This is a genomic window from Barnesiella sp. CU968, assembly GCF_905219685.1.
GTDB lineage: Bacteria > Bacteroidota > Bacteroidia > Bacteroidales > Muribaculaceae > Lepagella > Lepagella muris_A.
Genome location: NZ_CAJMXD010000046.1, coordinates 1 through 12,031, shown reverse-complemented (window position 1 = coordinate 12,031; position 12,031 = coordinate 1). Strand labels below are relative to the sequence as shown.

Below are 12,031 nucleotides of genomic sequence, written 5' to 3'. Positions count from 1 at the left end.
GAATTAAACACATTCTAAATCACTTCATATAGGATCTGACACAACAGGTCGGTGCCGATGATAAAAAACGGTACTTTATTGTTAATAAATAAGTGGTTGTTAAAAATTAATTTGATGGCATCATACGGAGACAGAAACAAGCGTGGATTTAAGGAAGACCGAATTTTTGCATGGGAAAACCGAGGGGACTCTTCATTGCCTCTTATGGAGTTCCTGATCAATATGCGTCCGGATTCAAAGCGTGGCGATATAAAGAAATGGATGAAATACGGTCATCTTAAGCTGAACGGAACCGTGACCAAGGCGTTTGACGCAGAGGTTAAGCCAGGTGCTGTCGTAGAGTTCAATTCCACCCGACCTTTTCCTGAGTTTCATCACCACCGGATAGAGATTGTTTATGAAGATGATGATGTGCTCGTGATCAACAAAGGGTACGGACTTCTGTCAGTTCCCACATTGAGCCATAAAAAAGAGGATAATGCCTACGAGATTCTACGTAACTATGTAAAAGGTGTCAATCCCCGTAACAAGCTTTTCATAGTGCATCGCCTCGACCGTGATACTTCCGGACTCATGATGTTCGCCAAGTCTGAGGAGGCTCAGAATGTGCTTCGCCACAACTGGAACAATATTATTCTTGAACGTCTGTATGTCGCGGTTCTTGAGGGAAATCTCGAACAGGACAAAGGATTTGTGAAAAGCCGTCTTGCCGAAAACTCGCAGTTTGTGGTATACGCCACAGACAATCCGGATGAGGGCCGTATTGCTGTGACCCATTATGAGGTAGTAGGCAGGGGAAACGGATTCACTCTCGCACAGTTCTCACTTGACACAGGGCGTAAGAATCAGATCCGGGTGCATGCTAAACAACTCGGACATCCGATTGCCGGAGACAAGAAATACGGAGCGACCAAAAGTCCTATCCATCGTCTTGCATTGCATGCCAGGACACTTCGTTTCGCACATCCTGTCACGCGGAAGGATATGAATTTCGAAACTCCGATACCTCCAAAATTCGCTGCGGCAATACGTCGCCAAATGAAATAGACAATGAAACTTGACACATCATCATATTATCCCGAATCGCTCCTTGAAGAGGAAGTTGATGAAAAGGAAGAAATGACGGTTGATCCCCAAAACGACCGTACGGAAGAGAAAGACAATAAAGAAGAGAAAAAAAATGAACCGGAGGTCAGTTCCCTTCCTTCGGCGAGTGAACGTTTCGCCGATGGCTCGGCAACATTCCTTTCCTGGGCACTCGTTCCGTTGCTTATGCCTGTATACGGCGTTTTGCTTGCATTCAATCTGTCGATTCTGGATTTCACACCATATTCGGTGAAACTTGTGTTTACGCTTGTCACCCTGGCATTCACGGTGGCAGTGCCGGCATTGCTTGTCCTGCTGTTAAAACGCATGGGACTTGTAACGGATGTCGGGCTTAACGGGCGCAAGGAGCGGGTTATTCCGTATATAATCTCGATATTGTGTCTTGCCGCAGCGGGGGTGTTCATGTGGTATAAAGGCGCGCCTATGTGGCTTGTGATGTTTTTCGGAGGAGGCGCCGTGGCCGGAGCGATAAACCTGCTGATAAATTTCAGATGGAAGATTTCAGCACATGCTGCCGGAGTTGCCGGAGTTGTTGCATTGCTGATACGTATAATACGCGACGGACTTCCGCAGGATGGCGCATTTCTATGGCTGCTTATTGCCATAGGACTTTCCGGAATCCTTGGTACGGCACGGGTGTGGTTAGGTCGTCACACCGCATGGCAGGTTATTGCCGGTTATGCTGTCGGTTTTCTTTCGGTCATTCTGATGACATTGTTATAAATCTTGGGAGAAGCTGCTGAATCAGGCAGCTTAAAAATCATAAAGAGATTGCTATAATATACATATGCTGTACAATTATCAAAGACGCGATACCCATGAGGTAAAAGTCGGTTGCATAGGAATCGGCGGCTCAAACCGTGTGGTCATACAGTCCATGGCAAATACAGATACAAATGCCGTGGAGGATAGTGCCGAACAGGCGATAAGGATTGCCGAGGCGGGCGGTGAGCTCGTGCGTTTCACCACACAAGGAGTGCGGGAGGCATTATCTTTGGGGGAAATTAGGGAGCTTATAAGAAAAAAAGGGTATTCGTTTCCAGTTTCAGCAGATGTCCATTTCAATCCCAAAGCCGCTTTCGAGGCAGCGTCTACGGCAGATAAGGTAAGAATCAACCCCGGAAATTTCGTTGATGCGGCACGCACATTCCGAAAACTCGAATTTACAGATGAGGAATATGCTTCGGAAATCGGCAAGATTGAAGAAACTCTTGTGCCTTTCCTCAGACTCTGTAAAGAGAACGGAACGGCAGTGCGACTGGGAGTCAATCACGGTTCATTGTCAGACCGTATAATGAGCCGTTATGGCGACACTCCGGCAGGTATGGTGGAATCGGTCATGGAGTTTCTTGACGTATGCAACAAGGTGGATTTCAGCGATGTCGTTATTTCCGTCAAAGCTTCCAACACCTCCGTGATGGTGGAAACCGTAAGACTGCTCGTGAAGCGGATGGCGGAGAACGGGATGACCTACCCCTTGCATCTTGGAGTTACAGAAGCCGGAGACGCGGAAGACGGCAGAATCAAAAGCGCAGTCGGCATAGGGGCGTTGCTTGCCGAGGGTATCGGCGACACAATCCGCGTGTCATTGAGCGAGCCTCCCAAGAATGAGATACCAGTTGCGATAACGTTGCGTGACCATATAGCTTCAAGAGAGGGGCATCCGCACATTCAGGAACCTTCGAATGTCCTTCCGGGAGCATCCCGCGACCGGCTGCGTAAGGTCAAAGGTTTTGAAGACAGGATTGTTTCGATGCATGCCGACAGTCCCGATGACATATTCTTTCTCGCGGATGCCTCTATGCCTGTGAAAAATCCGGAATTTTCAGGACCTCTTGTAATAAAATCCCGTCATATAAACGCACCTGCCGAGATAATGTCATATATCGACAGGTTTGTCGCCGCCGGTTATACCAACCCGATAGTCGTCAGCCTTGAATATGACGACAAGGATATTGATGTCTTGCGCGTGAAAGCGGGAGCTGATTTCGGTTTTCTGCTTCTCAACGGATATGCAAGCGGCATAGAGGTTGTTGATTCCAACTTTGACGATGCCGTGCTTGCCGATCTTGAATTGGGCATTCTGCAGGCTACGCGTCTGCGTATGTCGAAGACGGAATATATCGCCTGTCCGAGTTGCGGACGCACGCTTTTCGATCTGCAGAAGACATTGAAGGAGGTAAAAGAGGCGACACGGGAAATGAAGGGACTCAAGATCGGAGTCATGGGGTGTATAGTTAACGGTCCCGGTGAGATGGCGGATGCCGATTACGGATATGTCGGAGCAGGTCCCGGCAGGGTAAGTATTTACCGTGGCAAGGACCTGATCAAGAAAAATATTCCGGCGGAGGAAGCTCTTCCGGCACTGATAGACCTGATTCGTTCCGACCGACCGGATATGGTCATTCCGGAACGTAGATGATGTCGCCGTTCTCGAGCTCATAGGCAACACCGACACGTTTCCCTTTGCCGGAGGAGGGGTCTGAATCTTCCGAAGGGGTATATCTGTTGATTTTCTCACCCTCTTTGGTGATGATTTCCATATTGTCTTTGCCGGGATTTTTCACCATTGTGAAATCTTCCTGCGAAAACATTTCCGTCATGTTGTATCTGCTTACGAGCGCGACCATAAGTGCTACGGCAAAGACCATGGCGACATCAAAAAGATTGCTGACCACACTCATCGGATCAGAATCCTCACCCTTGCGAAGTAATGAACGTCGTCTTCTCATGCCGCATTGCTGTTAGAGGTTTGTTCGATAACATCTGAAAGATATTCCAGAATTGTAGTGTTTGCCACTGCCCACCGTTCCTTCATCTGCTGTGTGACGAAACCTACTGCGCTGACAACGAGTCCGACAACTGTTGTTGCGAACGCCACCTGCATGTTGTATGCCATGGAGGCTATGTCGCCCGAAGCGAGTCCGACAAGCGCGGGACCCATTGGTATGAGTGTTCCCATGAGACCGAGTATCGGTCCCATCTTGGCAAGCACTTTTGATGTGGCGATTTCTTTGTCGGCGTCAAGTTCATATTCTGACAGGAGCAATTCGATTTTAGGGCGGTTGCCTTTGTTCTCGATTATCCGTTTCGCATAAGACGCGACAACGGATTTCTCTTTCGTGGCGTGGCACTTTTCAATAGCGTCATTATCGCCCGGTGTCAGACTTTTTATCAGAGGATACAGATAAGAGACGGTTTTTTTGTGCCCCATATACTGTCCGAAGAAAACTCCGATAAGAATGATTGCCCTGATAAAGAAAAATATCAGCAGCACGATAACAGGAACCAGCAGCCCTGTTGAAATCCAATAGAGGATGTTTGATATTGTGTTCATTTTGTCGAAATTATATATTATTGATTTTTTTTGAGTTTCTGACCCTGAAATATATCCATCCAGCGCAGAGTCCTGAAATGATAATGGCAAATATGGCAGCGAGCGCCTGCCATTCCACATTGTTTGTGCCGGTGGCAGCTGTTCTGCCGTTGACTGTGGCGACTATTCCCAGAGTGGCGATGAGCAGGTTTATTAAAAATATCAGCTCAAGCCTCAGATCGGTTTCGGGAAGGATAAATTTCAGTCCGTAGGCAAGAAACGGAGTTGCCGTCATCATCGCAGCTCCGGAAATCCATCCAATGGTATCGAAGTCCGCACCCGGCATCGAGAATATTATCGCCACAAGCATCGAATACAGGGTCGGAAACAGAAGGAGACCGGGAATCCACAAGGTTATTTCGAGCAGAATGGATTGAAGCCCGCGAAGAGTGCCTGAAAGTCTTGAAGCCATGAGAATGCAGAAACATATCTGGAAGGCGACATCTATTGTGAGAACCACCGAAGTGTCGAGCATCAGCTCAGGTTGCGACAGCCAGTCTGCGATTCTTGTCTTTGACTGGCTGCTTGCGGATTCTGTCATGAATACAGTGAAAGCCATTGTCAAGAGGCTGAGAACAGCAACCCCGGCGGGGCGATGGAAGGTGAGCTTCAGTATAAAACTGAGGCTCACCAGAAGAAGTATGATCAATACGACTGTTTCCATCGTTATTCCCCCGCATTTTTACGGCGACGTCTGATCACCGCCACCATTATTATGAGTGCAGCGGCAACAGACAGAGCCACGGTAAGACCGTTTATTCGGTTGGTCGTGGATTCGGTCTTGTTCAGTTCCTCTCGTTTCATGACCTGACCGTTGTTGCCGTCTTGTATGTTCTCCGCCCTGACCGATGCCACCGATGCATCGTATGCCGCAGCCGATTCCTTCGGGATATTTGATTTGATGAAGTCGCGCAACCTGCTGTTGTCGCATACGAATCCGGAGCATGCGGCTCCATGTTTCTCAACCATGCGGGCATGTAGGTCGGCAAGTGTCTTCGTCTGTTCGTCTGATGCGTCCCACATCCCTTTGCGGATGGTTTCCAGCATTACAGCCGTCATTTCCTGCAGGGCAGCCGGATTGGTTTCGGAAAAATATTTTTCCATTCCCAGTCCGTTTTTATCTCTCACATATGTGTCATAGATGTCGTTCCAGAGTTCATCGTCAATCACATCGGGTTTCATAACGTTCCAACCATATGTGTTGCGGATGACATCCGCCATTGCCGAGGCATCGCCGGCACCACCTTTCATCTTTTCCTTTATATATGAAGGATTGAGTATTGTGGTTCGGCTTTCCACTCCGATAGCCTCCTTTACTTCCTGCATACGGACGTTGTTGCGGTTGCGGTAATCGCTGAGATATGCTTCCGGCTCTTTCCCGGTGACATTTCTCACAGCCAGATTCATGCCGCCCATAAATTCATATACATGGTCAAGGCTGAGAGCTCCCCATGTGTTGCTCTGACGGGGCTGCACCACAACATCTGTTCTTGTGAGCGCGGCTTCGAAAGCATAGTCGCGGAGTTGCTCCCATTCCTCTTCGCTATCGTATGAGGCACCCATGTTCTGAATATAGGTGTCGGCGATTTCGGATGAGTTCTCCCATCTGTCGCCGGCTTCCACCATCGCCTGGATTCCGCTTCCGTAGTTGCCGTTGACACCTCCGAAGACACGTGATGTCGACAGCTTTCTTGCCTCCTTGGGTGAAACGCCTTTGTCAACGAGGTGTTTTTCAGATTCCACAACACCCTCTGCTACATAATTCGGAAATTTGCTGTCGTTGGCTTCTGCTGCCATTCTGACCGCTCTGCTGATAAGGAAGAGCCGGGAAGCGGCAAGGTCCCGAAGCTGACCTGAAGTCTGAACCACCACATCTATTCGTGGACGACCTAATTTTTCGGAAGGAATAAGCGCAAGATCTGTCACTCTGCCGAATGCGTCTCTTACCGGTTCCACTCCAAGCATATAAAGAATCTGAGCAATTGTAGCGCCCTCGGTCTCTATAAATTCGCTGCTCCATAGCGTGTAGCTTACTTTTCGCGGCAAAGAGTCGTTGTGAGCCTTGCGGTAAAGGATTATGGTGTTGTCGGCGAGCGATTTCCCTTTCTCCCATGCTATCGCGGAAGGGGTCTCTTCGGCATTTACTGCAAACATGTTGCGTCCTGTGGGCAATACATTGGGATTCAATACCGGATCGCCTCCGGATGTCGGGGATATGTATCCTCCGTCAAGAGCATTCAGAAGCGAGACCATTTCAGCTTCGGGGCTGTTGCGGAGAGCCTTTTGGCAGATGCCTGCGTTTTTCAAGGCTCTTTCAATCTCGTTCACTGCCAGAGCAAATTCTGTCTCTTCGGGTGAAATACCGTTTCCCTGCATTTTGTGATGGTTCCCTTTCTGCATTGCCCTCCCTTTCGGTTGATTGCGTTTCATTGCAGCCTCCATCTTTTTTATGGCAGCTTCATCTGCCCCCATCTTACGTGCCATTTCAAGGGCTTTCTCCGGCGACATGCCCGGAATCATGGCGTGTCTGCGTCCAGGTGCCTTGCGTTCCGCCACTTTCAAGGGTATCCCTCCTCCTGACGGCATCATTGAACCCATCACCATCATTCTTGAGAACATGTCTTTGGAACCTTCGATTGTCGCCAGTGTCTTTCTCGCACTGTCAAGCAATTCCTGTGTCAGACCGCTGAGCCGGCACAAGTCGGCATCCGTACATTCATTACCGCTCTTTATAAGTGAAGTAATCAGTGACTTCGCATCGGTACGATGTTTTTTGAGATTGCCTCCCTTTAGTTTGTGCAGACTGAACGCAAGTGGCTCTACTGTCATCGCCGTGACCGTAGACAGAATATGTTCCGGAGAATACGGCATACCCATCACATATGACGCGCCTGTGATTTTCTCATTGGCGAGTTCTTCGGCGAAGTTCTCGATTCTTGCTATTTCATCGGCTGAATAACCCTTGCCCAGTATGCTGTCGAGCCGCAGTTCACGGTGAATGCCCAGCTTGACAGTGTGTTTTTTTACCAGACGGGAAGCTTCCGACACCGCTTTCGGGTCCGGGTTTTCCAATGCGCGCGTTTTGTTGTATTCATTTATGGCATCGGCAAGATTTTTATAAATTCCTCTTACGTTGCTTTCCATGAAAGGGGGTGTGAGGTAATTTATGATTCCGGCGTAGCTTCTGCGTTTTGCCATCATGGCTTCTCCGACGTTCGAGGTGGAGTAGATATAGAAATGTGGCATGTCGCCTACGAGTCTGTCGGGCCAATCGTTGCTTCCGAGCGCCACCTGCTTGCGCGGAGTGAACTCAAGGGAGCCGTGTGCGCCGAAGTGAACAAGAGCGTCAGCCTTGAAACCATATTTTGCCCAAAGGTATGCGGCGACATAATTGTGCGGAGGAGCGGCGTCAGTGCCGTGCACAATCTTGAAATCATCATCGCCCAGACCTGCGGCGGTCTGCGGAATCAGCACGACATTGCCGAATCTGAGTCTTGCCAGCGCGAGATTCCCTTTCCCATCGTTCAGCCCATGTCCCGGAAACTCACCGTCAACGGTGTCAATCTCTTTTCTCATCTTTTTTGAGAAAGCCATTGCACACCATCGGTCGTAGTCTTTCACATCAATTATCTCGGGATTGGTTTTATTTACAAAATCTTCCATTGCCCCCAAGGCATAACTGTTGAAGACTTTGCCGTTTTCGTTTATCATGCGTTCAAGCGCTTCAGGGGAAGAGGGGAGTGCTCCGACATCATATCCTTCCTCCCGGAGTCGCTGCAGCACATTGAACAGAGAGGGAGCCACTTCCATTCCTTCCGCGACAAGTGAATTTTGTCCGGGTCCCTTGAAATAAAAGATTGCGATTCTCTTCTCTTTGTTCGGACGGGACTGCAGGGAGAGATAGTTGCTGACAGTAGAAGAGAAATCCTGCAGGCGGTCCGGAATCGCAGCCACATAAGGGAGACCGTCCTTCCCCTCGTAATGAGCGAAAAGTGAATAGGGTCGTATGGCACCGTCAATTTCGGGAGTCACCACACTCTGAGACATGAATCCACCGCTCATGCCCATTTTGTCATCTGCCCATTCATGATAATCTCTGTTGACATTGAGAGGAGAGAACAAAGGAATGTTTCGGGTCTCAAGATATCTGACAACCTGATCCCCCATTCGTCCGTGAGCCATGTTTATGATGGCGTTTATCTTTATGGAATCGGCATGCCCGCCGGCTATGAAACGTTGAATAACGTTTACAGGATAGACTGTATTGCCACGTTTCTCGAGTTCTGCAACCAGTTCTTCAGGAACGCCCATCTGTCCGGTCAGTATTATCTTCGGGGCATCAGGATTCCATTTCCCTTTCTCTTTCAGAAATTTTTCGAATGCGTTGACAGATGGAAACTGCAGGTCATCTTCCTCCGACGGATAATACATAAGGGAAGAAGACGTGAGCACGGGGTCTCCGGGTGTGTCGGCAAACAGTTTTTTGCCATCGATGAATTTCCGTATGTATTTCAACATATTGCGGTAATTGCTTCTGCCCCCCGTCATATATTGTTTCAGAAACTCGGCATCAATAGAGTCTGTCGAAAGGATAATGTTCTGAGGGTTTGTCACCGCAAAACTATATACGGGAGTTCCTTTATCTGCGGCATCAGTCAGCTTGTTACGTTGTTCATCTGTTATTCTCAGTCCCATTCCGTTGAGAAGTATCATGTCGTAATCAGATGCCTTGTCGAGCCTGTCAACGTCAAGTTCTTCAAGTTTTATGAATGAATTGTCGTTGGCTTTTGCCATCTGTCCCAGCGTGATTGCCTGAAAGTTTACGCAGGCAATGCGTGTTGTCGAGGCAAAGTTTTTCCATAGCAGGACGGTTGCGCCTATTGTCAAGGCGCAACCAATGCCGAGTAAAATAATCTTTTTTCTGATGTGTGTCATATTTTAACAGCTTACTTAAAAAAGTCGTCGATATCCATAGACAAGCCTATGGAGTATGTCCGTCCTGTTGTCGGCGCGGAATTCCAATAATAAATATCCGGTTTGTAGTTCAATAGATTGTCTATGATGAAATTTATGTTTATCCCTTTCCAGACCTGTTGCTGGAAAGTGAATTTCCAGAGCGAATATGCTTCATCCGTATCATGTCTGCTCACGGGTTTTGCCAGATAACGCCCGGACAGGGAGGCATAGAATTTATAGACACTGCATAGCCGTTTTTCAAAATCTATTCTCCATGTCGCGGAATGCGGCCGAGGCTGGGAGAACTGCGAGTCTATGGAGTTTCCGCCCACATGCAGATAATTATAGCTTGCCGAGAGTCCGAGTCCCATAAGCGAGCGATATCTTGCATTGATGTCGAGTCCGGCGACTTTCACACCCTTTTCATTACAATAGATGGCTCCCTCCTCGCGGAATGCGTCTCCGGGAAAATCCGTCGTGGTTATGCGGCTGTTGTAGTAGTTGTAATAGCCGTTTGCAGTGAAACTGTATGATCCTCCCAGATGGGTGCCACGTATATGCCCCGTACGTTCCAGAGCGATGTTGAAATTATGGCTTCTTTCCGGTTTCAGGTCAGGGTTGCCATATATCATCTGTATTCCCGCCATGTCAAAGTCCATGTACATTTCCTTTAACGTGGGTGCCCGGAATCCTCCGGAATATGAGGCGCGTATCGAAAACGCTTTCAGCTTGAACATGGTTGCTACTCTCGCAGTCAAGGCGTTGCTCCTTGATTCGGAGAAATAATCCTCGCGGACACTTGCGATTACATTAAACCATGAAACCGGAGAATAATCGAACTGCACGAAGGCATCTATCGTGTTCTGTGAGTGGTTGCCTCCTTCTGTAAACTGATATGTTGTCAGATAATCATGCATGAAGTCGGCTCCGGCGGTAATGGCGTTGTTTCCCCAGAAATGATAATAGAGAGCATGGATGATATGCTGCCGGTTGCTGTAGTCGTGGTCGTCAGTGCGGTTGCCGGATATGAATCTTGCCTTGTCATACTGGTCGTAACTGTATGAAATCTCAAGGTTCCGGGAATCATCTATATCCCATACCGACCTCAGACCTCCGGAATAGTCGTGGTAATGGTCTGTATAGTTCGCCCGATTGCTTGTGCGGAAGAAATATCCCCCTCTTGCGATAAAACGGAGGTTGTCGGTTGCCCTGAATGTCAGCCGTTCCTTCACATTGACCGTACTTCCCCCGAAGACTTCATGGATTTTTGATTCCGTATCGAAAGCATCCGTGAGTCTTACAGTCTCCACAGTCGAATGCTGCACAGATGTGTTGGAGTATACTTTTCCCGCATTGAAGCTTACAGAACCTCCCGTGCGCCATTCGTTTCCAGCCGAACGGTAGCGTGAATTGATATTAACATGCCAGGGGCGTTTGTCTTCCTTTGAGATGAGGTTAATCACGCCACCTACGGCATTGGCGCCGTAAAGAGCCGATGACGCGCCTTTCACAATCTCCACCTGCCCGACATTGTCAAGGTTCAGACGGTTATAGTCCACGTTGTCCATCGTCTCGCCTGCGAGTCGTTCGCCATCAACGAGAAAAAGGATTGCATTCCCTCCGAAACCGCTCATATTCAGAGATGTCTCCTGGCTCATGGCAAATCCGAATTCCAGTCCCGGAATCTCTTCTGTAAGGAGATCCTGGATATTGGTGGCGTCAGTCCTGGCAATATCTTCCGCAGATATAAGCCTTGTGACAACGGGGGCGTCCTTGAGCGTTTTAGGTGTGCGGGTAGCCGTGACAACCACTTCGCCGAGAGCTGTCTCGTCTGGAGACATTCGTATGATCTGCGGGTTGCCGATGCCTGCAGGTTTCAGTATATAGGTGTCGGTTATGAAACCTACATAAGAGACTGATGCCTTTACCGGTTTGCTTGTCTTCAGTATGAATCTGAAACAACCGTCTCCATCGGTCACGGCAGTTTCTTTCATGTCCGGAATGCGAACCACCGCACCGATAAGCGGAGCACCCTCTCCGTCAAGCACCTTGCCGGCGAAGGTGTCGGCAAGGGCATTGACTGAAAGAAACGACGCGCAGAGCGCGATGATTGTACTTGCAAGTTTCCGCGACATCCTGTTTATTTCTTAGTAGCTGTGAAAGAACAGATAAGCGGCATAGGCATGTTGCCGTATTGAAGATTGATTTTCACGTCGAGGGTGTTGTCGGCGAAAGTTCCCTGAACTACTCCTGATATCTTTTTGCCGTTTGACTCGGTGTCGAAATTCGTTGTGGCGAGAGTGTATGTGCCGTTCTCTCCGGATACCTTTATGTCGGGGATTGTGATTTCGGGCACCTGCATCGGCGGCTCTCCGAACGAAGACATAGTCAGGGACACAGTGGCGTCGTCTGTAGCTGCAAGAGTGAATGTCATGTCCTCGAATGTCGATTCCGAACCCATTACAGAGCATGTCATGTCACCGAGATATGCTCCTTCGACACTTTTTGCGGCAGGTGCCGCCGGCTGATCCTCTTCATTGTCGGAACACGATGTGAAACCCGTTGAAAGACCGATGCAAAGCATCATTGTTA

At 48.8% G+C, this 12,031-nt stretch carries 9 protein-coding genes; 3 read left to right on the top strand and 6 right to left on the bottom strand.

Going from position 1 to position 12,031, the window contains the following annotated elements; translation table 11 throughout:
* Positions 1–114: 114 nt before the first annotated feature.
* From JX312_RS03385 to ispG, 3 genes are all read left to right on the top strand, one after another.
* Positions 115–1,047, top strand: a complete 933-nt coding sequence (locus JX312_RS03385; RefSeq protein WP_239653790.1) for an RluA family pseudouridine synthase — start codon at positions 115–117, stop codon at positions 1,045–1,047.
* Between the two features lie 3 nt (positions 1,048–1,050).
* The gene (locus JX312_RS03380) at positions 1,051–1,830 is read left to right on the top strand and encodes a phosphatase PAP2 family protein (protein WP_204457075.1); all 780 of its coding nucleotides are present in this window, start codon (positions 1,051–1,053) and stop codon (positions 1,828–1,830) included.
* A 64-nt stretch (positions 1,831–1,894) separates the two neighbouring features.
* Positions 1,895–3,529 carry a (E)-4-hydroxy-3-methylbut-2-enyl-diphosphate synthase gene (gene ispG, locus JX312_RS03375; protein WP_204457074.1) on the top strand — a complete coding sequence of 545 codons (1,635 nt, stop codon included), beginning with the start codon at positions 1,895–1,897 and terminating at the stop codon, positions 3,527–3,529.
* On the opposite strand, the gene JX312_RS03370 is transcribed toward ispG, so the two are convergent.
* The 6 genes from JX312_RS03370 to JX312_RS03345 all read right to left on the bottom strand — a co-directional run.
* Positions 3,510–3,839 (bottom strand): DUF2149 domain-containing protein, encoded by a 330-nt coding sequence (locus JX312_RS03370; RefSeq protein WP_123403693.1) that lies wholly within the window; start codon positions 3,837–3,839, stop codon positions 3,510–3,512. The genes ispG and JX312_RS03370 overlap by 20 nt on opposite strands.
* Positions 3,836–4,444, bottom strand: coding sequence for a MotA/TolQ/ExbB proton channel family protein (locus JX312_RS03365; protein WP_123403691.1), 609 nt, complete (start codon positions 4,442–4,444; stop codon positions 3,836–3,838). Before JX312_RS03365 ends, JX312_RS03370 begins: the two co-directional genes overlap by 4 nt.
* Before the next feature lie 10 nt (positions 4,445–4,454).
* A complete protein-coding gene (locus tag JX312_RS03360; protein WP_123403690.1) occupies positions 4,455–5,147 on the bottom strand; it encodes a hypothetical protein in 693 nt (230 codons plus the stop codon).
* 2 nt (positions 5,148–5,149) lie between these two features.
* Positions 5,150–9,409, bottom strand: coding sequence for a cobaltochelatase subunit CobN (locus tag JX312_RS03355; RefSeq protein ID WP_204457076.1), 4,260 nt, complete (start codon positions 9,407–9,409; stop codon positions 5,150–5,152).
* A gap of 20 nt (positions 9,410–9,429) precedes the next feature.
* Entirely contained in the window at positions 9,430–11,574 is a 2,145-nt protein-coding gene (locus JX312_RS03350; protein WP_204457073.1) for a TonB-dependent receptor, read from the bottom strand.
* Positions 11,575–11,579: 5 nt separating this feature from the next.
* A partial coding sequence (locus tag JX312_RS03345; RefSeq protein ID WP_204457072.1) for a calycin-like domain-containing protein occupies positions 11,580–12,031 on the bottom strand: 452 nt, incomplete at its 5' end.

Bases quoted from the DNA above. Each gene is read 5' to 3' on its own strand.
- JX312_RS03385 (WP_239653790.1), top strand. From the start codon at position 115: ATGGCATCATACGGAGACAGAAACAAGCGTGGATTTAAGGAAGACCGA.
- JX312_RS03380 (WP_204457075.1), top strand. From the start codon at position 1,051: ATGAAACTTGACACATCATCATATTATCCCGAATCGCTCCTTGAAGAG.
- ispG (WP_204457074.1), top strand. From the start codon at position 1,895: ATGCTGTACAATTATCAAAGACGCGATACCCATGAGGTAAAAGTCGGT.
- JX312_RS03370 (WP_123403693.1), bottom strand. From the start codon at position 3,839: ATGAGAAGACGACGTTCATTACTTCGCAAGGGTGAGGATTCTGATCCG.
- JX312_RS03365 (WP_123403691.1), bottom strand. From the start codon at position 4,444: ATGAACACAATATCAAACATCCTCTATTGGATTTCAACAGGGCTGCTG.
- JX312_RS03360 (WP_123403690.1), bottom strand. From the start codon at position 5,147: ATGGAAACAGTCGTATTGATCATACTTCTTCTGGTGAGCCTCAGTTTT.
- JX312_RS03350 (WP_204457073.1), bottom strand. From the start codon at position 11,574: ATGTCGCGGAAACTTGCAAGTACAATCATCGCGCTCTGCGCGTCGTTT.